Genomic DNA, 20,129 nt, shown 5'->3' on the forward strand with positions numbered 1-20,129 from the left:
CCGGTGGTGCTGTCCCCTGTTCGAACGCGTTGTCAGACTGGTCGAACCTCGGCGAGCCGCTTGATCGCGTACTCGTCCTCCCAGCAGACCGCGGCCTCCCAGGCGGCCGACGCTTGTGCGGCGACGTCGTACGCGCCGTCGTCCAGGCCGGCGGCGTTGTCGGGCAGCGCGAGGTCGAGGTCGGGCACGTCGACGTGCGCCTCGTCCCAGTCGATCAGCCCGACGTGGTTCGCGGTCATGCGGATGTTGCCGGGGTTCGGGTCGCCGTGCACGACGCGGGTCTCGCGTCCGGCGAGCCGCGCCCACGCCGCCCGGCAGCGGGCAACGCCTTCGGCGGGCATCGCCCCGAGGTCGATCTTCGTCCCGGTCTCGGCGTGCAGGAGGTCGGTCGACGACCGCCACCCCGGGCGCTGCGGCCAGCCCCGCGTCAACCGGTGCAGTTCGCGGAGCGTGCCTGCCACGCGACGCCAGTCGGCCTGCGTCTCGGGCGGTCCACCGTCCACGTAGGTCATCACCACCAGGCCGTCGGCGAACAACCGGCCGTCCACCGTCGGGATCGGCACCGGCACGGTCAGGCCTTCACCGTCGAGGTGTCGGAGCAGCCGGGTCTCCCACGCGAGATCGGCATCGCTCCTGCGGCCGAGACGACCGACCGCGAGCTGCCCGTTGACGCGCACGCTCCACACGTCGTTGGCGACCCCGCCGGCGAGCGGCTCGACGCGAGCGACGTCGTCACCCCACTGCTCAAGTGCCTCCCACCCCATTCACCACACTTTAGCGACGGACACGCTTCCGCCGCGGACGACTGCCGCACGGCGCCGGCGCAATCCGGACGGCGACCGTCCTCAACTGCCCTTAGCATGCCGGGCATGGCCATCGCCCGCTTCCCCAGCGTCGTCATCGACTGCCCCGATCCCGGTGCGCTCGCGCGGTTCTACGGCGCGATGTTGGATTGGCGGGTCGACGTCTCCCCCGGCTGGGCCGAGGCCCGCGCGGAACACGGTCAGTGCATCTGCTTCCAACAGGTGGAGGGGTACGCGGCGCCGGCGTGGCCGGGCCAGGAGTCGCCCCAGCAGATGCACCTCGACGTGACCGTGGACGACCTCGACGCCGCCGAGGCGGCGGTGCTCGAACTCGGCGCGACCAAGCACCCGCACCAGCCCGGCACGTCCTTCCGGGTCTTCCTCGACCCGGCGGGTCACCCCTTCTGCCTCTGCGTCAACTGAGGTCACGGTCCTGGTCAGACATTGGATTGATCTCGAACGGCTCACGAATCGGTCAAGAGGGCAGCGGTACCGCCCGGCGGCTGCGACCGTCCCTCCGCCACGACCGGCTGGGGGAATCCCGATGCGAGCGATCAGCGCCCGCACCACCGCCGGTTGCCGGAAGGACACGCAGTGAACCAGACGACCGACTCGTCCGCCCTCATCATCCCCGGGATCATCGGTCTCGTGATCGGGATCCTCCTGATCGCGGCCATGTGGAAGGTCTACGCGAAGGCGGGCCAGCCCGGCTGGGCCGCGATCATCCCGATCTACAACATCTACGTGCAGCTCAAGATCGTGGGCCGGCCCGGCTGGTGGCTGATCCTGTTCCTCATCCCGTTCGTCAACATCGTCATCACGCTGATCGTCGCGATCGACATGGCGAAGTCGTTCGGCAAGGGCAGCGGGTTCGGCGTCGCAGGCCTCTGGCTGTTCGGGTTCGTCGGCTACCCGATCCTCGCCTTCGGTGACGCCACCTACCGCGGCCCCGCGGCCGCCTGACCGTCGCGCAGACGGGCACCTCCACCCAGGGGTGCCCGGAAGTGCGGCACCGCTCAGCGAACGTGAGCGGCTGCTCCCGGCTCGGTGATCAGGGCCGGGGACGGATCGCGAGCCCGGGGTTGCCGGACGCCTTGAAAGTCGCCCACGCCCCGGGATCGCCGCTGTGGTAGACCGTCGCCATCGGACTTCCGGTGAAGACGTCGGCCTCCTGCCCCGGCGGTGTCGGTCCCAGGTGGACCGCGGTCAGGGCCGGGTTGCCCCGGATCGCGCCCGGTCCGAGCCGGGTCACGGCCGGTATGACCACTGTGGTCAGCTGCGCGTTGTTGGTGATGGCGTTGTGCCAGACCGTGGTCAGGCGTGGGGCGTGGACCCATCGCAGGTTCGCGAAGTTGGTGACCGCGTTCTTGTCCATCTCGGTGAGGGCGGGCAGCCTCAGGCCGATGAGCTTGTGGTTCAGGTCGAAGCAGTTGATGCCCAGGTACTCCAGCTCGGGCAGGTTGACCGAGACCAGTTCGTGGCTGTCGTTCAACGCGTTGCGCCCGAGCCGGCGCAGCTGAGGCGCGGTGAAGTACTGGAGCCGTGAGGCGTCGTCGAACGCGAAGTCGTCGACCGCGGTCGCGTTCGGCAAGTTCACCTTGACGAGGTACTGGTTGCGGCGGAAGGCGTCGTGGGCGATGGTGTCGACGCTGGGCAGGTACAGGACGTCGAGCTTGGCGTAGGGGGCGTGGCCGAACGCCATGACGCCGATCGACCGGGCGCCGCGCAGGCTCACTTCGCTGAAGTTGTGGTTGCTGAACGCGCCGTCGGGCACCGCGGCCAGGTCGTCGAGGACAAGCTGCTTGACCCAGGTGTCCCACCAGCCGTTGTGCCAGAGGTAGGGGAACTTCCCGCCACGGGCCTGCTGCCCCGCGCACGGCAGCCCGGACGTGGGCGTGCACTCCCGTCCACCCTGGATGCTGCGCAGGTTGTAGACGTAGAGCCGGGTGAGGTTGCCCGGACCGAGGTCGCGGTGCACGCCTTGCAGCGCGGCGAGGTCGCCGTCGGAGAGCGCCGTGCCGCCGGTGAGGTACAGCGCGATCCCGGTCGCCTTGGCGAGTTCCGGTCCGCGCTCGGCCAGGCGGGCCTTGAGGGCGTTGGTGGTGACGTCGTACTGGAGTGCGAGGGTGCCCGCGGCCAGTTGGTGATCACCGGGCTTGCCGACCCGGTAGCTGTAGCCGTCGTCGCGGCGCAGCTCGGGGTCGTTCGCGAACACCGGATCCGGTCCTGGATCGGCGGTCGGGTCCTCGGGCAGCGATCCGTCCGAGTACGGGAGACCACCGCCTCGAACGGATCCGCGCCCCACGCTCGGAGTCGTGGAGACCTGCGACGGGGTGGTCGTCGTGGTCGGTGCGCCCGAGGAAGCGACAGTGGAGCCAGGAGTGGTGACGTCGACGACGCCGGCGGCGGCAGGCGGCTCGGAGGAGTTCCCGCCCGACGTGAGGACGACGGCTCCGACGCCCGAGACGGCGAGGACGACTCCGACGACGGCAAGAACGGCTTTTCGCTTCATCTCGGATGTGAACGCTAACATCGCCAGGTTGCCGACGACAAGGTCGCTTCCGCGAGTCTCCTGAAACGTGGTGTGACGAACCGGACCAGACCGGCCCGGTTCGTCACACCACGTGGGATCACCAGGCGAGCGGAAGGGCGGCGATGTAGTTGTTCAGCAACCCGGAGATGGTCCGGTGGTCGCGGAGGGAGAAGTGCCAGTCGCAGCCGAGCCGGTCGAAGCTCGGGTCTTCGTAGTACCAGTAGCGGACCCGGCTGTCGCCCTGGCTGTTGCGGTCCTTCACGACCTGTTCGGCGGCCTGCGCGAACGCCGGGGTGCTCGACCAGTTGAGTGCGCCGACCACGATGACCGTGTTGGCGCCGTAACGGGCGCGGAGCTTGTCGAGGAAGCCCTGGTACGCGGTCTTGTAAGCGGCGACCAGGCTCTCCGGGGTGGTCCACCGCTCCCCCGGGTTGATGGCGGTCGAGAAGTCGTTGGTGCCCAAGGCGACCACGACCAGCTGCGGCTTCCACGTGCCGGGGTTCTGCCAGACGTCGCCGGCCACGTGCTGCAAGCCGCGCTCGTAGAACGTGCGGTAGTCCAGTTCCGGGCTGCCACCGTTGTAGTTGCGGACCATGCCGAGCCCGGACTGGGCGTTGATCTGGTAGTCGGCGTTGAGCGAACGCGCGGTGAGGGCGCCGAAGTTCAGGTTGGCGTTGGTGTTCCGGCTGACCCCGCCGTTGGTCGAGCAGTCACGCGTGCCGGCCGTGTTGCCGTAGCCGACGGTGTTGGAGTCGCCGATGAACTCGATCTGCCGGGTGCGCGCGGCGGGCTTGGCGAGGATCTCGCCGCCCGTCGCGGCGACGAACCCGCCGAACTCGCCCGCGGCCCAAGTGCTCTCGGTGCGCTTGACCAGCCGCACGCTGTGCTCGGCGTTGGTCAGGTTGTTGACCCAGTGGGTGGTCCGGCCCGGGGCCAACAGGGTGGCGACGGTCGTCCCGTCGACCTGGACTTCGTAGTCGTTGTTGGCGTCGTTGAGCACGACCCCGACCCCGGTGCCGCGGAAGCGCCCTTCGAAGTAGACGCCGGGCCACGTGTACTGGGCGGCGCTCGCGGTGGCCTTGACCCGGCCCGCCGTGTGCGCTCCGGCGAGCACGTCCGGCGACGGGGTGGACGTGGTGGTCGTGGTGGTCGTCGGGCCGACCGAACCGGTGCACACCGTGCCGTTGACCGCGAAGTTGGTCGGCACGGGGTTCGACGCGTTGTTCCACGTGCTGTTGAAGCCGAAGCCCGCGCTCGCGCCGGTGCCCAGGGCGCCGTTCCAGCTCACGTTGTCGGCCGTGACCTGCGCGCCGGACTGGCCCACCTTGGCGTTCCAGTGCTGGCCGATCGTCTGGCCCGCGGCGAACGACCAGGTCAACCGCCAACTCGTGATCGGGTCACCGAGGTTGGTGACGCTCACGTCCGCGCCGAACCCGCCCCACCACTGGTTGGTCACCTTGTACGTGACCCGACACCCGGCCGCCGCCTGGGCGGGGACCGTGGTCGTGATGGCCGCGGCGGCCACCAGCGCGGTGACCGCGACGACGACCGCGGGCCGTACCTTGCCGATCGAGAGCATGAATACCGCCGCATCTGCGTTGATTGACGACAAGACTCCTACCGCTGCCGTATCAATTCGAGCGTTCGGCAGCCGCCAAATCCTCCGACCGGATGCCCCGTTTGCGGTAAACGTCGAAGCGCTTCGATAATGAGGTACGAATACCCCTTGATCAGGATTTGACGTACGGAACTATCTCAGCCGGTAGGCCCAACGTCAACGGATCGTCAGCGCATCCGACCGAATGAGACGGGCTCCCACCGAATTCGCCGGTGTTCGATCAATTCGACCACACCATTCGACCGACCGTTCGACAGCGGACCCTCGGGGTCTCGCGGAGCGGTCACCACCGCTCCGCGAGACGTCGACGCCGAGGGGTCAGGCCGTCGTGCAGGTGACGGTGGCCGGCACCGGGTTGGAGCCGGTCCACGAGCCGAGGAAGCCGAACGAGGTGCTGCCGCCGGCGCCGACGGAGCCGTTGTAGTTCGCGTTGCGCACGGAGACGTCCTGGCCGCTCGTGGTGAGCGTGCCGTTCCAGACGTTGTTCAGCTTCTGCCCGGCGCCGAGGGTCCACTTGACCGTCCACCCGGAAATGGCGGTCGAGGAGTTGTTGCGGACGGTGACCTCGCCCTGGAAGCCGCCGTTCCACTGGCCGGTCACCCGGTAGGTCGCGGTGCAGCCGCTGCCGTTGTCGCCGGTGGTGGTCGTGGTGGTGATCGTGGTGCCGCCGAGGGCTTCGTACGTGGCCCAGTAGGACGGCTTCTTGGCGAAGTTCTCGTCGTAGATCAGGGCCGCGCCCTCGCCCGGGAACACCGAGGGGATCCAGGAGTAGCCGTCGGAGAAGTCCCACACGGTGATGCCGACGCAGCGGGTCACGGCCAGGCAGGCGTTGGTGACGGTGCGGTAGTCGGCGGCCTGCTGGGCGTCCTTGGTGGCGTCCCGCGGCGTGCGCATCCGGATGTCGAGTTCGGTGATGGCGACGTCCACGCCGAGGTCGGCGAAGCGCTGGATGTTCTGCTGCAGCGTGCTCGGCACCTGGCCGAGGATCAGGTGTGCCTGCAGGCCGACGCCGTCGATCGGGATGCCCTGCTGCTTGAACGACCTCACCAGGTTGTACACGGCGTCGCTCTTCGCGCCGATGCCCTCGATGTTGTAGTCGTTGTAGTAGAGCTTGGCGTTCGGGTCGGCGGCGCGGGCGGCCTTGAACGCCTCGGCGATGTAGCTGTCGCCGAGCTTCTGCTGGAACACCGACTGCCGCCGGGTGCCGTCCTCCTCGAACGCCTCGTTGACGACGTCCCAGTGCACGACCTTGCCCTTGTAGTGGCCGGCGACGTTGGTGATGTGGTTGCGCATCACGCCGAGCAGTTCGCCGGAGGGCACGCTGTTGACCCAGTCGGGGAGCTGGTTGTGCCACACGAGGGTGTGGCCGCGCACGATCTGGTTGTGCGCCTGCGCGAACGCGACGATCTGGTCGGCCTGGCTGTAGTCGAACCGCCCGCGGCTGGGCTCGGTGTACTGCCACTTCTGCGTGTTGCCGACGGTGATCTGGTTGAACTCGCTGCCCAGCACGGCCGTGTAGGGGGCGTTGTTCAACGTCGGGTTGTCCGTCGCCGAGCCGAAGTAGCGCCCCTTGGCGGCGGCGAGCTGCCCGAGCGTGGGGTCCGCGGCCGCGGTGGACGGCGCGGCGACCGCCATGCCGACGGCGAGCGTCCCGGCGACGGCGACGGCCGTCGCGGCGAGGACGCGGCGCGCGCGTCCTGCTGGTGCTGACATGTGTCTTCTCCTGACATCGGTGTCGGGACCGCCGCACGGGTGCGCCCGGTGGGCGGGTGGCGTGCCCGTGCGGCCTGGTGGGCACGCGGGGAAGTCCCATGCGCCCGGGGTGTGCCTCCGGTCGGGACGTGCGCCGACCGGGACCTTGACCGGCGGGGAGGGTGCGCGCCGATCAGGTCTGCCGTTGCGGACCGGTGAGGTGGCGGTTCGGGACGGAACAGGCGGCGCCGTCACCCCCAGGGACGGTCGAAAGTTTCGTTGCAAGGCCCGAATGTTAACTGGACAGACGGTAAGCCGGGCCGTGGCGACCGTCAAGACTTCCTGCCGCAGACCGGATCCGAAACATTCGGCCGCACCGCCGAACCCACTAGGATTCCCACCATGACCCCGGCCGAACGCCCGTCGACCGACACCGTCGAGCGCGGGGGCGCGACCATCGCCCGCATCGCCGAGTTGGCCGGGGTGTCCACGGCCACGGTGTCCAAGGTCGTCAACGGGCGCGCCGAGGTGGCGGCGGAGACCCGGGCCATGGTCGAGGGAGTGATCCGCGAGCACGGTTACCGCAGGCAGAAGAAGCCGAACCGGGCGACCCTGGTCGAACTCGTGCTGCACGAGCTCGAAGGCGCCTACGCCATGGAGGTGATCAAGGGCGTCGAGCGGGTGGCGGGCGAGCACGAACTCGCCGTCGTGCTCACCGAACTGCGCGGCAAGCACACCCCTGGCCGGACGTGGATCGAAGGCGTCCTGACCCGCAAGCCCGCCGGCGTGATCACGGTGTTCTCCGGCCCCACACCGGCCCAGCAGGAGCAGCTGGCTTCCCGCGGCATCCCGTTCGTCCTGGTGGACCCGACCAGCGTCCCGGAACCCGACTTCCCGTCGGTGGGCACCAGCAACTGGAGCGGCGGCCTGTCCGCCACCCGTCACCTGCTCGAACTCGGCCACCGGCGCATCGCCGCCATCACCGGCCCGCCGCACGCGCTGTCCAGCCGCGCCCGCCTCGACGGCTACCGCGCCGCGCTCGACGCCGCGGACGTCCCCGTCGACCCGCGGTTGATCCGCGAAGGCGACTTCAACCTCGTGGACGGCCTCGCCCACGGCCGCGACCTGCTCCGGCTCGACGTCCCGCCGACCGCCGTCTTCGCCTTCAACGACGCCCAGGCACTCGGCGTCTACCACGCCGCGCACGAGGCGGGCCTGCGCATCCCGCACGACCTGAGCGTGATCGGCTTCGACGACCTGCCGCCCGCCCAGTGGGCCATCCCGCCGCTGACGACCATCCGCCAGCCGCTCAGCGACATGGCCGCCGCCGCCACCGACATGATCGTCACCCTCAACCAGGGCGAGCCCTTCACCCAGCACCGCCTGATGCTCGCCACCGACCTGGTGGTCCGCGCGAGCACGGCGGCGCTTCGGGGGTGAGGGACGCGGTCCGGCCGAGGGTGACGACACGCCCGCGGCTACCTCATCTCGGCGACACCGTTAGGCAGTCGCCTGACGCCAGCGCTGGTTCGCGCTGCCGGTGCAGGTCCACTGGACGAGGCTGGTCCCGCTGGTCGTGCCGGCCGACGGGACGTCGAGGCACTTGCCGCTGGCGCGGTTGACCAGTGACACGGTGGTCGTGTCGATGGTGCGCACGGTCCACTGCTGGTTGTTGCCGCCGTGGCAGCGCCACTGCAGGACGCTCGCGCCGTCCGCGGTCGAGCTGCTGGACACGTCCAGGCACGAGCCGGTGGCCCGGTTGATCACCTCGACGTAGCCGCCGGGCTTGGCGCGGAGCTGCCAGTGCTGGGACTGCGCGGTCGACGCGGTGGCCTGCTGGACCGCGGAGCCCGAGGTGTCCAGCCGCAGGCCGCTGTGCTGCGCGGTGAAGGTGGCGAACGGCCCCACGCCGCCCGCGGTCTGCGTCACCGTGCGGATCGTGCCGTCCGCGTTGTGCTGCAAGCGATCCATCACGACCGACCTCTTGTAGCCACCGCCGCCGTCGCGGGCGTTCTTGTGGTACGCGACGTACCACTGCCCCTGGTACTGGAAGATCGACTGGTGGTTGGTGCTGACGTTGACGTAGTCCAGGAGCACGCCGCGGTAGGCGAACGGGCCCAGCGGTGACGAGCCGGTCGCGTAGTGGATCTGGCCGGGCCACCCGGTCGAGTACGTGAAGTAGTAGGTGTCGCCGACCTTGTGCAGGTGCGGCGCCTCGCCGTACTTGGTCGCGCCGGTCAGGCCGACGTCCGTGATCGGCCCGGTCGTGGACACCATGTCCGCGCCCAACCGGACCACCTTCGGCGTCCGCGTGCCGAAGTACATGTAGGACGAGCCGTCGCCGTCGGTGAAGATCATCGGGTCGATGGGCTCGTCACCCACGTTGGTGTCGCGGGCGCGGTCCACCAGCGCGCTGCCCCGCGCGTCGGTGAACGGGCCCGTCGGCGACGACGAGACCGCCACGCCGATCTTGGTCCGGTCCACGGGGAGGTAGAGGTAGTAGCGGCCGTTGCGCTCCGCCGCGCTGGGAGCCCACGCGTACTGGCTCGCCCACGAGAAGCCCGCGATCGAGAAGATGTCGCCGTGGTCGGTCCAGTCGACCAGGTTCGCCGACGAGTACGACCGCCAGGACTTCGAGTCCCAGTAGGTGCCGCTGTTCGTCTGGTCGTCGGTGACGTAGAGGTGCACCCGCCCGTTGAACACGTGCGCGGACGGGTCGGCGATGAAGCGGTCGGGGACGATCGGGTTCGCGGCGCTCGCCGACGGCACGGCGATCACCATGGAACCCACGAGCACACCGGCGGCCAGGACGCCGTGAAGGGCACTCCTCCCCCGACGTTTCCCCACCTCGTGTGCTCGTCGCGCCGCGAGATCCGGCCGGCCAACGTGTGAAGTCCTGATGGCGATCACTTCCAATCTGCGATGGGCGGGTTTGTGCTCAGGGCACGCTGATGCCGGCACGAGAAGTGTGGAAATGCGCAGCGCGGTACGGCCGATGGACGACGGACGTTCGTGTCGATCGGCGAAGCAGACCGGTTTTTGGTCAGCCCTGCGGACGCGGGCAGTGCGCGGCGGCCGGCCCTGGTCTCACGAGAGCAGTGGCGAGGTCACGGGTTCGGCGCGCGGCGCGGTCGGGGTATCGCATGGTCGACAACCTCTCCGTTGGGGTCGCACGCGGTCCGAACCGCCGAATTGGACAGATGTTATCGCTAACAATCGAGCCCTGAGCCGAGCCCTGCTGATCTCGGTGTGACGTATGACGTATAGATAATCGTTGTGTCAGCGCCTTGTCAACAGTCCGTTTACGGGCGGGGCCACTGCGACGCCGCGCTGCTGTGAGCGCTAACAGCGTTCGGCCGGCCCTGCCAGAACTCGGCCAGGTCGAAGCCGGCCGGGTGAACTCGTCGGGCAGTGGCCGCAGGTCGGCGATGGCGGAGACGACGCCGTCCCTGGCACCACGACGTGCCGGTCGATCTTCAACGGCGGCTCGGCCCGGAAGGGTCGAGCCGCTCCCCCACCGCCCTCGTTCGCCGAGCCGATGCCATCAGGGGTTTTCGCTCAGCACAGCGCAGATTCGACCGCGGACCGCAGGTTGGCCGTGCCGCCACCGGTCAGGCGTCCGTTCGCCACGGCGAAGGCCGAGCGGCCGTCCTCGGTGGCGGCGCTGAAGGAGTCGAAGCCGGGCATGTTGCTGGCGTGTCCCCACGCCACGCCGCCGCACGGAAGGGGGTACTCGCGGATCCCGAGGCCGTAGTCGGGTCCTGCCGCGGGCACCGTCGTGCGCATCTGCGCGAGCAGGTCGGGGCGCAGCACCTTGCCGGCCAGCAGCGCGCGCACGAAGCGCGTCAGGTCCGGGCCGGTGGAGATCAGCGCCGCGGCGGCTCCCGGCAGGCTCGGCTCCAGCTCCGTCACGTCCACGACCGGCTGGCCTTCGAACGCGTAGTAGCCGTGCGCGTGCGGTCCCCGGATCCGCTTGTCACCGGCCCGGGGGTACGTCGTCTGCGCCAGCCCGAGCGGCCGGATGAGGCGGTCGGTGATCTCCGCGCCGATGTCGTTGCCGGTCACGGCTTCGACCAGCATGCCGAGCACGATGTACCCGGTGTTCGAGTACTCCCACCCGGCGCCGGGGGCGAACAGCGGCGGGTGGCTCAGCCCGAGCTCCACCAGGTCCGCGGGTCGCCACGGGTGGTTGTTCGCGTCCGGGTCGGCCAGCACGTCGGCGAGGTAGTCGGCCATCCCGCTGGTGTGCTGCAGCAGCTGCCGCACGGTGATCCTGGCGCCGTCGTACCCGTTGCCCCGGACCAGCCCCGGCAGGTACCGCTCGACCGGCGCGTCCAGCTCCACCTCGCCCTCACCGACCAGCTGCAGCACCACCGAGGCGACGAACATCTTCGTGTTGCTGGCCACCCGCACCCGGTGCCACGGACGGATCGGCCGGTCGGCGCCCAACTCCCCCGTGCCGCTGGTGACCGTCCACCGCCGGTGCCGGTCCTGGGCGAAGACCATCGCACCGGGCACCCCACGTGCGGTGAAGCCGTCCACGATCGCCTGGACCGCGGCGTGGTCCCCGGCCGGCCGCGCGGCGACCGGTGCGGCGGTCAGGCCGCCGACACCCAGTGCGAACGCCACCGAGCCGGCGACCAGCCGCCAAGATTTCCCTGCCCGCATTGCACAGCCCCCCGGTCGTGTCGCGATCGACCGAACGCTACGGAGGGATCGGCACCCGGACATCCGGCAGATCCCGGAAGCGGCACTGCGGGCAACCCCGATGCCGGACTACGGGCAAACCCTGCCATCGGCCGGGTCGGTGCCGAAAAAGATCGCCGAGGATGTCGAGACCGTGACGCCGGCTCCGTCCCAGGGGCACGAGCGGCCACGAGGGGCCGTGCGACACGGGAGCGATCATGACGATTCGTCGGATGGACCACGTCGGCTTCGTGGTGGAGGATCTCGCGGCGGCGGTCGCGTTCTTCGTCGAACTGGGCATGGAGCCGGAGGGCGGGACCACGGTCGAGGGCGCCTGGGTGGACCAGCTCATCGGGCTGGAGGGCGTGCGATCGGACATCGCCTTCGTGCGGACGCCGGACGGTCATGGCCGGGTCGAGCTGTCGACGTTCCACCGGCCGGCGGCCACCGGCAGCGCGCCGTGGGAGCCGGTGAACACCCCGGGCATCCCCCGGCTCACGTTCGTCGTCGACGCGGTCGAGGACGTCCTCGACCGGCTGCGCGGCCACGGCGCCGAGCTCGTGGGCGAGTTGGCGCAGTACGAGGACCACTGCCGGTACTGCTACGTCCGCGGCCCCGCCGGCGTCATCGTCGGGCTGGTCGAGGAACTCCGCTGATCGACGACGCGGTCTTCGACCACGACAGGGTGCCGGGACGAGCCGGGGACGGCCGCCTGGTCGCGGCCGTCCCCGGAGGTGTCGCGGGAGGTGTCAGCGGTTCGCCACCCCGCCGGCGGCCGGCGGGACCCGCTCGATCCGCACGCGGTTCAGAGCACCCGGGAGGTCGCTGAGCACGTACAGCTCGCCGTGCACGTCGGTGCCGATCGCGGACGGCTGGGTGGGGAAGTTGCCGATCGTCGCGGACTCGTAGCTGCCGTCGAACTTGGGACGCACGGCGAACACACGGGTCGAGCAGTAGTCGGCCGCGATGTAGGTACCCCACGCCGCCGGGGTCCGGGAACCCCGGTACACCACGCCGCCGGTCACCGAGCAGTTGTCGTTGTAGTGGTCGTACTCGAAGACCGGGTCGGTGTACCGGCCGCCCGGCTTGCACTGCTGCGGGTCGAACACCGGGGTGCCCTCCCGGCAGGACCAGCCGAGGTTCGCACCGCCCTGCCACGGGCGGACGTGGTTGATCTCCTCGACCAGGCCCTGGCCGACGTCGCCGATCCACAGCGAGCCGTCGACCGGGTCGACGGAGAACCGCCACGGGTTGCGCAGCCCGTAGAGCCAGATCTCCGGGCGCGCGCCCGACGTGCGGACGAACGGGTTGCCGGAGGGCACGCAGTAGGGCTTCGCCCCGCAGGCGCGGTTGACGTCGATCCGCACGATCTTCCCGAGCAGGGTGCCGAGGTCCTGACCGGCCTTGAACGGGTCGTACGCGTGGCCGCCGTCGCCGAGGGACCAGTAGAGGTAGCCGTCGCGGCCGAACGCCACTTGACCGCCGTTGTGGTTGCCGTACTCGGCGTGATCCTGGGTGAGCAGCACTTGCAGCCGCTCGGGAGCGCTGATGGGCACTCGCGCCAGGGTCAGCGCGCCCGCGGGCAGGCTCGTGTAGGCCACGTAGAGGATCCCGGTGCGGGCGAAGTTCGGCGCGGGAGTGACGCCGAGGAGGCCGCGCTCGTTGTCCGACTCGTCGACCAGGGCGGTCAGGTCGAGCACCGGTTCGGCCGCCAGGCCGGTGTCGGGGTGGTAGGCGCGGACGGTGCCCTTCTTCTCCGCGATCAGCATCCGGCCGTCCGGCAGCCCGGTGATCGCGACCGGACGCCGCAGACCGGACGCCACCTGTTCGGACACCACGGTCAGCTCGGCGAGCGCCGCGCGGGTGTGTGACGTGCCGGCCGCGGCGCTGCCGCTCGCCAACACCGAGGGCAGCAGTAACGCGGGCAAGGCGAGAACGAGCAAGCTGGCCAGCAGAGTGGCCGGGCGACTACGCCGTCGCAACATGGTTCGGCTCCTCGAGCAAGGTGGAAGACACATTTCTGGGAGCGCTCCCAACCTAGCGCGACTTCCCGCCAAGATCCAGCCGCCGTCCACCTCGTCCGCCCATCGACCGATCGGACCAGTCGAAGTCGCGTTCGGCCTGACCGACCTTCGGCGGACAACCAGCCGAACGCGGCTCCGATGCCTCAGACGACCGCCCACCACCGCTGATCAGTGGCCGTGGCGATGCAGTCGTACTGGAACGCGGGGGGCACCGTTGACGTTGTTCCCGCCCTGCACCGCCAGGCACCTGCCGGTGTGCAGGTTCAGGAACCTGGTGTTCAGGTACCGCCCCGAGCTGTCGAAGTAGTCCACATAGGTCCACCTCTGGCGAGCACTCCGGACAGCAGGCAGGTCAGCGCGACCAGGACCGTGGCACATCGCCGGTACATCGGCATCACTCATTCCGCTCGACGGGAGGCCGGGAACCAGCCTCGGGAATTGACGTGCCTGATCACGGTCGGGCGGACACCGCGGGGGAACCTTCGGTGAACCTTGTAGCCGGCTGCCAGGTCCGGTAGAGAGGTGGTGGGGGTGGGGGCGGCGTGGTCGAGTTCCGGTTGCTGGGCGCTGTCGAAGTGGTGGCCGGTGGTGTGCCCCTCGATGTCGGGCACGCCCGTCAGCGCGACCTGCTGGCGGTGCTGCTGATCGAGGCAGGCCAGGTGGTGCCGATCGACCGGCTGGCGGACCGGGCGTGGGGCGCGAAGCTCCCGCGCAAACCGAACGACGCGCTCTACAGCTACCTGTCACGGTTGCGCACGGCGTTTCGCGGCATTGACGACGTCACCATCAAGCGGCAGCGCGGTGGCTACTCGTTGGTGGTCGAGCCGCGGGCGGTGGATGTCCACCGGTTCGCCTGGCTGACCGGAAAGGCCAGGGCCGCACCGGACGACGACGTCGCGCTCGCCCTGTTCGACGAAGCGTTGGCGCTGTGGCGCGGAAGGGCGCTCGACGGGCTCGATTCCCCTTGGAGCGACTCCGTCCGCGCCGATCTGGACCGGCAGCGCTACGCGGCCGCGCTGGAGCGCAACGACCTCCGCCTCCGGACCGGACGTCACGCCGACGTGCTCGCCGAGCTGGCCGACGAACCGCTGCTCGATGAACGCGCCGCCGCGCAACTGGTCGAAGCGCTCCAGCTCGACGGGCGCCCGGCCGACGCGCTGCGCGAGTACGAACGGATCCGGCGACGGCTGGCCGACGAGCTGGGCGCTGATCCAGGTCCGCGGTTGCGCGAGGTGCACCAGCGCATCCTCACCGGCGAAGCGGCTGGACCAGGGATGCCCCGTCAACTGCCGGCGCCGCCGTCGACGTTCACCGGTCGCACAGCGGAACTGGCGGCTCTGGACGACCTGCTCGCCGAGCCGGGCTCGCTCGTGGTGGTCACCGGAAGCGGTGGGATCGGCAAGACCTGGCTCACGCTGCGGTGGGCGGCTGACCACGTGGGCCGGTTCACCGACGGGCAGCTCTACGTGAACCTGCGGGGGTTCGACCCGGCGCTCCGCCCGGTCGCGGCGGCCGGCGTCCTGCGCGATTTCCTCGCGGCGCTGGGGATCGCGCCGGAGTTCATCCCGCCCGGGGTCGAGGCGCGCGCGGCGATGTACCGGAACCTGAGCGCCGGGCGGTCGATGCTGATCGTGCTCGACAACGCCCGCGACACCGCGCAGATCACCCCGCTGCTGCCCGGTGGTTCCCGCTGCTCCGTGCTGGTGACCAGCCGTCATCAGCTGGGCGGGTTGCTCACCACGCACGGCGCCCGCGCGCTGCCAGTGCGGCATCTGCACGACGGTGAGGCGCGTGCCTTGCTCGAACGACGTCTGGGTGCCGCGAAGCTGCGTGACGATCCCGAAGCCGCCGACGAGATCGTGCGCCACTGCGCGGGATTGCCGCTGGCGTTGGCCATCGTCGCCGCCCGTGCCCTCAGCGAGCCGGACCTCGGGCTTGCCGCCCTGGTCTCCGACCTGCGGGACGCCCGGTTGGACACGCTGGACGCCGGCGAAGTGCCCGCGAACCTCCGTGCGGTGTTCTCGGCGTCGTACCGGGCTCTCGATCCGGAGGCAGCGTGGGCTTTCCGGCTGCTCGGGCTGGTGCCCGGCGCCGACATCGGCAGCGGCGCCGCAGCCGCTCTGATCGGCGCCGCGCGGCCGTTACGGGGCCTGACCGCGGCGAATCTGCTGCGGGAATCGCCACCGGGGCGTTTACGGCTGCACGACCTCGTCCGGCTCTACGCCCGCGAACTCGCCGACACGGTCGACGACCCGGGTGATCGGAAGGCAGCCCTCGATCGGCTCTTCGACCACTACCTGCACACGGCTTCCGCGGCGATGGACTTGTTCGCCGTGCACGAGCCCTACCGTCGCCCACCCGTGCCGACAGCGGGGCAGCCGACGCCGAGCTTCGCGGGTTACGTGCAGGCTCGCGCTTGGCTGGACGCCGAACGTCCGGCCCTGCTGGCCATGGGCGCCCACGCCGCGGCGTTCGGTCACGAGCGGCACGCCGTCTGGCTCGCCGCGGTCCTCTTCCGCTATCTCGACGTCACAGCGCACTACGAAGACGCGCTGGCACTGCACGGCAACGCGCTCGCGTTCACCGATCCCGGCAGCTTGGCCCGCGGGATCGCGCACCACGCCGTGGGCTGGACGTTGATCCGGCTGGGCCGTGCGGACGAAGCTGCCGACCACCTCCGACAAGCCCTGTCCAGCGCACAGGACCACCGGTCCGACCTCCTCGAAAGTGCGGTGCGCGGCGGACTCGCTGTCGTCCACGACAGGTCCGGCGAACGGTCCAGCGCGCGAGAGCAGCACGAACTCGCGCTCGCCGCCGCCCGCCGCGCCGGCCACGTGCACCTGGAAGGAATCGCCTTGTGCGACCTCGGCGAGCACGCCGGCTCGTGCGGTGATCACGAGGAAGCTCTTCAGCACCTGGGGGAAAGCGGCCGGATCGCCAGGGAGATCGGAGACGGCGGCCTCGCCGGACGGATCTTCGCGGCGCTGGGACGGACCAACGCCGGACTCGGCCGGACCGACGAGGCCGCCCGCCAGCTCCAACGCGCCCTGCGCTTCGCCCGCTTCGGCGGGAACACCACCCTCGAAGTCAGCGCGCTCAACGATCTCGGCGCCGTCGTCCCGGCGGCTGAAGCGCTCGACCACCACGAACAAGCGCTCACCCTCGCCAAGCGGATCGGTCACCGGCACGAACTCGCCCGAGCCCACCGCGGTCTGGCCGAGGCACACCGGCAGCTGAGCAACCACGCGGAAGCCGCACTGCATGCGGCGTGGGCCAACCGGGTGTAGCCCGTCGGCAAACTGGTTAACGGCGTCGAGACCGTTGGATGGATCTCCGCGTGCGCCTACGTTCGCGGGATGCAACCAACACAGCCCACGCGCGAGCACCCTCTCTCCCGGGACGAGCAGGTCGTCACGTCCACCTTGCTCGACGAGCTCCGGGCACGCACTCCCGGTGCCACCATCGCCGATCTCGTGCTGGAAAAGACCGACGCCGCCAGACAGGTCTGCTCCGATTACGTCGCCACGCACTTAGCCGGCCTGGCCGACCTGATGCTCATCAAGAGCCTCCTGGCCACGGCCGAGCTGCAGCGGCTCGGGGCGACCGTCGAAGGCGTCGAGCGGACCCCGGAGGAGAAAGCCCTGGTCGACGTGGCCACCGCACCCTACGGGGAGCTGGTCAAGAAGCGGTTGATCGCCGCCTACGGGTTGGACCGCTTCGAAGTCCTGGCGGTCGAGGCCTACAGTGACGCGAACAAGAAGGTGAAGGACTTCGAAGGTGTGCCCAACCCGCACTTCATGGGCACTTCGGTCCAGAACTGGGGCTACTACGCGGACGGCTGGGACGCGCTGAGTTCGGCCCTCGCCAAGCTGCCGAGCCTGGGCGACCTCGGGTTGGTCCTCACGACCTACCGCGCGCCCCGCCAGCCGAAGGTCATGGGCGAGCTGCTGGAGATCCAGAAGATCGCCGCGATCAAGCCGGAATCGATGATCGAGCACGGCACCGCGGTCATGGACATGGGCCAGCTCCACTTCCTGTCCACGGCCATCACCGACAACGTGCACTGGACGCGCGCCGGCGAGGTCGGCGGCCTGATCGGGATCACCGGGTACTCGGGTGTCTACATCAACCCGTTCGGGATCCAGGGCTGGCTCGACGGCGCCGAGATCCTCTACCCGCCGCGCGTCGTCACCGTCTTCGAAGGCTTGAACCCGCACGGTTACCGGGACGGATCGGTCGACTACCCGGTCGCGCACCTGCGGGAGATCTCGAAGCGGGAGACCGGTCAGGCCGTGTACCGCGACGACAAGTACATGTTGGTGGTCGCCCGCGACAACAATCTGGATGCGACCAAGCTGAAGATGGTGAAGCAACTGGAAACGCGGTTCGCGCCCGACGCGGTGCGCAGCGCACTCGTCGAGCTGGGACTGTCCTACAAGGGCGTCATGTACCTCACCTTGGATGAACTGACGACACTGCACGACCACCTCGCCACGTGATCACCGAAGTCCCGGGGTACGCCTGAACGGTCCGGACCCCGGCCGTCGGGACACCCGGCTGTGGCAGGTGTCCCGACAGGCCGGTCGTGGTCAGGGCCGGCCGGGCATCGCGGACGAGTGGTGGTTGACGATCTTCCACTCGCCGTTCACGCGCTCGTAGACGTAGCTGTAGCGGGCTTCGGCGGTGGCCCCGGTCGCGGCGAACGTGAAGCGGTAGGTGCCCGCGTCGACGGCCGAGTCCGGACCGAGGATCTTCACGTGCGACTCGAGGATCTGCCCCTGCGGCTTGTCCTTCAGGAACTTCACGAAGTAGTCGACGATCTCCGCGCGGTCGCTCCGCACGTTGTCCGACAGGGTCGGCAGCAGCACGGCGTCGCTCGCGTAGCGGTCGGCGACCTTCTGCGGGTCTCCGGTTCCCAGCGCGTCGTTCCACTCGGCGAAGAACGCCTGCACTTCCTGCGTGGTCGGCATCGCGGACGCAGCGTTGCCGGACTGCGGGGCCGGCGCTCCCGCCGACGCGGGCGAGCCGCAGCCGACGAGCGCCACGGCCGCGGTCATCGCGGCGGCGACGATTCCGATCCGGACAGACATGGTCTTGCGCATCTGGTGGTGCCTCCTGCGGCTGTCGGGGTGTTGTCACCCACTTTCGTGTGACACCCACCAGCAGCAGGACAGGAGAAGAACAACGCTCAGTAAGGATTCCTCCAAGCTTCAGCCGAAGCCTCAAGCCACCGCGGCGATCCTGATCACCGCAGCGTCGAGCCGTTGGCCAGGTCGAGCAGCGGCAGTTCCGCCCTCGTCGGCAGGCCTTCCCAGTCGCCGGTCGCCATGACCGCGAAGGCGCCGGTCGTGTTGCCCCTGGCCAGGCACTCGGCCGGGAGCAGGCCGTCGAGGAGGCCGGACAGGTAGCCGGCGGTGAAGGCGTCGCCCGCGCCCACCGGGTCCACGGCACGCACGCGGTGCGCCGGTGCGGTCCACGTGCCTTCGGCGGTGCTCACCTGCGCGCCGTCGGCTCCCAGTTTGGTGACGACGTGATCCGCCCCGCCGCCGACGAGCGCCAACTCCTCCGGGGAGCCGATGAGCACCGATGCTTTGTGCGCCAACGGTGTCAGCACCTCCGACGCCTCGTCCGCCGACCAGAGGCGGCTGCGGTGGTTGACGTCGAACGACACCAGGCCACCCCGCTCGCGCACGTGGTCGACGGCGGCGTGCACGGCGGCCAGCGGTGCGGCGCCGAGCGCGGGGGTGATGCCGGTGACGTGGAGCAGCCGGGTGCCGCCGGTCAGGCCGGCGAGCGCGTCGGCCGCGGTCAGCCGCGAGCCGGCGGATCCGTTGCGGTGGTACAGGACGCGGGTCACGTCGGGGGTGCGCTGTTCGAACAGGATCAACCCGGTCGGGGCGTCCTCGTCACGCACCACGGCGGAGGTGTCCACGCCTTCGGCCCTCAGGGTGCGCACCACCAACTCCCCCGGCTCGTCCACGCCGACGCGGCCCACCCAGCGGGTCGCGTGGCCCAGCCGGGACAGGCCGATGGCCACCGTGCTCTCCGCTCCGGCGATCGACGTGGTGGCGGTCGAGCCCAGGCGCCAGGCGCCGGTGGACCGCAGCGACATCATCGTCTCGCCGAGCACGACCGCGTCCATCACGACCGGACCGCCTTCGCGACGAACGCGCGGGCGCGCCGCTCCAGTTCGGCCGAGTCCCCGCCGTCGGGTGCGTCGCCGGTGAGGGGTGAGCCGACGCCGACGGCGAGCGCGCCCGCGTCCAAGTACCGCTGCACGTCGTCCAGGCCGATACCGCCCACCGGCACGAGCGGGATGTCCGGGAACGGTGCGCGCAGCGCGGCGACGTGCCCCGGCCCGAGCGAGGAGGCGGGGAAGACCTTGACCGCCGTGGCGCCCGCGCGGTGCGCCGCCAGCACCTCGGACGGCGTCAGCGCACCGGCCAGCACCGGGAGTCCGAGGTCGACGGATGCCTGCACGCCTTCGCCCAGGGCGGGGGTGACGGTGAAGTTCGCGCCCGCGTCACGAGCCCTTCGGGCGTCCGCGGCGGACAGGACCGTGCCCGCGCCGATGTGGGTGTCCGCGGGCGCGCTCGCGGCGACGCGTTCGAGGACGTCGAGCGCGTCGGTGGAAGTCAGGGACACCTCCAGCAGCGAGATGCCGTTGTCCAGCAGCACGGCGGCGGTGCGCGCGCAGGCCGCCGGGTCGGTGCCGCGGATGATGGCCAGCAGGCGGTGCGCGGCCAGGGCTTCGAGCAGGGTCATGTGCCGTT

Annotated in this window: 16 protein-coding genes; 6 read left to right on the forward strand and 10 right to left on the reverse strand. The window is 70.2% G+C overall.

The window, feature by feature from the left end; genetic code table 11:
* Positions 1 to 32: 32 nt before the first annotated feature.
* The gene (locus ADK67_RS31795; RefSeq protein ID WP_053720248.1) at positions 33 to 764 is read right to left on the reverse strand and encodes a phosphotransferase enzyme family protein; all 732 of its coding nucleotides are present in this window, start codon (positions 762 to 764) and stop codon (positions 33 to 35) included.
* Between the two features lie 105 nt (positions 765 to 869).
* On the opposite strand from ADK67_RS31795, the gene ADK67_RS31800 reads away from it, so the two are divergent.
* Positions 870 to 1,226 (forward strand): VOC family protein, encoded by a 357-nt coding sequence (locus ADK67_RS31800; protein WP_053720249.1) that lies wholly within the window; start codon positions 870 to 872, stop codon positions 1,224 to 1,226.
* A 171-nt stretch (positions 1,227 to 1,397) separates the two neighbouring features.
* Positions 1,398 to 1,766, forward strand: coding sequence for a DUF5684 domain-containing protein (locus tag ADK67_RS31805; RefSeq protein ID WP_053720250.1), 369 nt, complete (start codon positions 1,398 to 1,400; stop codon positions 1,764 to 1,766).
* Between the two features lie 88 nt (positions 1,767 to 1,854).
* On the opposite strand, the gene ADK67_RS31810 is transcribed toward ADK67_RS31805, so the two are convergent.
* From ADK67_RS31810 to ADK67_RS31820, 3 genes are all read right to left on the reverse strand, one after another.
* The gene (locus ADK67_RS31810; protein WP_197289716.1) at positions 1,855 to 3,315 is read right to left on the reverse strand and encodes a leucine-rich repeat protein; all 1,461 of its coding nucleotides are present in this window, start codon (positions 3,313 to 3,315) and stop codon (positions 1,855 to 1,857) included.
* Between the two features lie 118 nt (positions 3,316 to 3,433).
* Positions 3,434 to 4,915: a cellulose binding domain-containing protein gene (locus ADK67_RS31815; RefSeq protein ID WP_053720252.1), complete on the reverse strand. Its 1,482-nt coding sequence runs from the start codon at positions 4,913 to 4,915 to the stop codon at positions 3,434 to 3,436.
* 357 nt (positions 4,916 to 5,272) lie between these two features.
* On the reverse strand, positions 5,273 to 6,667 hold the full coding sequence (locus ADK67_RS31820; protein WP_053720253.1) for an endo-1,4-beta-xylanase: 1,395 nt from the start codon (positions 6,665 to 6,667) through the stop codon (positions 5,273 to 5,275).
* Between the two features lie 381 nt (positions 6,668 to 7,048).
* On the opposite strand from ADK67_RS31820, the gene ADK67_RS31825 reads away from it, so the two are divergent.
* Complete coding sequence (locus ADK67_RS31825) at positions 7,049 to 8,086, forward strand: LacI family DNA-binding transcriptional regulator (protein WP_053720254.1); 1,038 nt, start codon at positions 7,049 to 7,051, stop codon at positions 8,084 to 8,086.
* Positions 8,087 to 8,146: 60 nt separating this feature from the next.
* Here the strand turns inward: ADK67_RS31825 and ADK67_RS31830 are convergent, their stop codons facing one another.
* Both ADK67_RS31830 and ADK67_RS31835 read right to left on the reverse strand, forming a co-directional pair.
* A complete protein-coding gene (locus ADK67_RS31830) occupies positions 8,147 to 9,427 on the reverse strand; it encodes a family 43 glycosylhydrolase (protein ID WP_231648442.1) in 1,281 nt (426 codons plus the stop codon).
* Between the two features lie 777 nt (positions 9,428 to 10,204).
* Positions 10,205 to 11,314, reverse strand: coding sequence for a serine hydrolase domain-containing protein (locus ADK67_RS31835; protein ID WP_063797795.1), 1,110 nt, complete (start codon positions 11,312 to 11,314; stop codon positions 10,205 to 10,207).
* A gap of 236 nt (positions 11,315 to 11,550) precedes the next feature.
* Here ADK67_RS31835 and ADK67_RS31840 point away from each other — a divergent pair, with 236 nt between their 5' ends.
* Complete coding sequence (locus tag ADK67_RS31840) at positions 11,551 to 11,988, forward strand: VOC family protein (RefSeq protein ID WP_053720256.1); 438 nt, start codon at positions 11,551 to 11,553, stop codon at positions 11,986 to 11,988.
* Positions 11,989 to 12,081: 93 nt separating this feature from the next.
* Here ADK67_RS31840 and ADK67_RS31845 read toward each other — a convergent pair whose 3' ends face one another.
* The gene (locus ADK67_RS31845; protein ID WP_053720257.1) at positions 12,082 to 13,317 is read right to left on the reverse strand and encodes a PQQ-dependent sugar dehydrogenase; all 1,236 of its coding nucleotides are present in this window, start codon (positions 13,315 to 13,317) and stop codon (positions 12,082 to 12,084) included.
* A 581-nt stretch (positions 13,318 to 13,898) separates the two neighbouring features.
* Here ADK67_RS31845 and ADK67_RS31850 point away from each other — a divergent pair.
* Positions 13,899 to 16,643: a BTAD domain-containing putative transcriptional regulator gene (locus tag ADK67_RS31850; RefSeq protein WP_053720258.1), complete on the forward strand. Its 2,745-nt coding sequence runs from the start codon at positions 13,899 to 13,901 to the stop codon at positions 16,641 to 16,643.
* A 69-nt stretch (positions 16,644 to 16,712) separates the two neighbouring features.
* Positions 16,713 to 17,855 carry a hypothetical protein gene (locus tag ADK67_RS31855; RefSeq protein ID WP_157620968.1) on the forward strand — a complete coding sequence of 381 codons (1,143 nt, stop codon included), beginning with the start codon at positions 16,713 to 16,715 and terminating at the stop codon, positions 17,853 to 17,855.
* A 90-nt stretch (positions 17,856 to 17,945) separates the two neighbouring features.
* On the opposite strand, the gene ADK67_RS31860 is transcribed toward ADK67_RS31855, so the two are convergent.
* The 3 genes from ADK67_RS31860 to ADK67_RS31870 all read right to left on the reverse strand — a co-directional run bounded on the left by ADK67_RS31860 (position 17,946) and on the right by ADK67_RS31870 (position 20,121).
* Entirely contained in the window at positions 17,946 to 18,458 is a 513-nt protein-coding gene (locus tag ADK67_RS31860) for an SgcJ/EcaC family oxidoreductase (protein WP_053720260.1), read from the reverse strand.
* 143 nt (positions 18,459 to 18,601) lie between these two features.
* The gene (locus ADK67_RS31865; RefSeq protein ID WP_053720261.1) at positions 18,602 to 19,498 is read right to left on the reverse strand and encodes a sugar kinase; all 897 of its coding nucleotides are present in this window, start codon (positions 19,496 to 19,498) and stop codon (positions 18,602 to 18,604) included.
* On the reverse strand, positions 19,498 to 20,121 hold the full coding sequence (locus ADK67_RS31870) for a bifunctional 4-hydroxy-2-oxoglutarate aldolase/2-dehydro-3-deoxy-phosphogluconate aldolase (protein WP_053720262.1): 624 nt from the start codon (positions 20,119 to 20,121) through the stop codon (positions 19,498 to 19,500). Before ADK67_RS31870 ends, ADK67_RS31865 begins: the two co-directional genes overlap by 1 nt.
* Positions 20,122 to 20,129 lie beyond the last annotated feature (8 nt).

The sequence above is a fragment of the Saccharothrix sp. NRRL B-16348 genome (assembly GCF_001280085.1).
Classification (GTDB): Bacteria; Actinomycetota; Actinomycetes; order Mycobacteriales; family Pseudonocardiaceae; genus Actinosynnema.

Coding starts and splice junctions, on each gene's coding strand:
- ADK67_RS31840 (WP_053720256.1), top strand. CDS start 11,551: ATGACGATTCGTCGGATGGACCACGTCGGCTTCGTGGTGGAGGATCTC.
- ADK67_RS31870 (WP_053720262.1), bottom strand. CDS start 20,121: ATGACCCTGCTCGAAGCCCTGGCCGCGCACCGCCTGCTGGCCATCATC.
- ADK67_RS31800 (WP_053720249.1), top strand. CDS start 870: ATGGCCATCGCCCGCTTCCCCAGCGTCGTCATCGACTGCCCCGATCCC.
- ADK67_RS31860 (WP_053720260.1), bottom strand. CDS start 18,458: ATGCGCAAGACCATGTCTGTCCGGATCGGAATCGTCGCCGCCGCGATG.
- ADK67_RS31855 (WP_157620968.1), top strand. CDS start 16,713: ATGCAACCAACACAGCCCACGCGCGAGCACCCTCTCTCCCGGGACGAG.
- ADK67_RS31845 (WP_053720257.1), bottom strand. CDS start 13,317: ATGTTGCGACGGCGTAGTCGCCCGGCCACTCTGCTGGCCAGCTTGCTC.
- ADK67_RS31820 (WP_053720253.1), bottom strand. CDS start 6,667: ATGTCAGCACCAGCAGGACGCGCGCGCCGCGTCCTCGCCGCGACGGCC.
- ADK67_RS31810 (WP_197289716.1), bottom strand. CDS start 3,315: ATGAAGCGAAAAGCCGTTCTTGCCGTCGTCGGAGTCGTCCTCGCCGTC.
- ADK67_RS31815 (WP_053720252.1), bottom strand. CDS start 4,915: ATGCTCTCGATCGGCAAGGTACGGCCCGCGGTCGTCGTCGCGGTCACC.
- ADK67_RS31835 (WP_063797795.1), bottom strand. CDS start 11,314: ATGCGGGCAGGGAAATCTTGGCGGCTGGTCGCCGGCTCGGTGGCGTTC.
- ADK67_RS31865 (WP_053720261.1), bottom strand. CDS start 19,498: ATGGACGCGGTCGTGCTCGGCGAGACGATGATGTCGCTGCGGTCCACC.
- ADK67_RS31795 (WP_053720248.1), bottom strand. CDS start 764: ATGGGGTGGGAGGCACTTGAGCAGTGGGGTGACGACGTCGCTCGCGTC.
- ADK67_RS31825 (WP_053720254.1), top strand. CDS start 7,049: ATGACCCCGGCCGAACGCCCGTCGACCGACACCGTCGAGCGCGGGGGC.
- ADK67_RS31830 (WP_231648442.1), bottom strand. CDS start 9,427: ATGGTGATCGCCGTGCCGTCGGCGAGCGCCGCGAACCCGATCGTCCCC.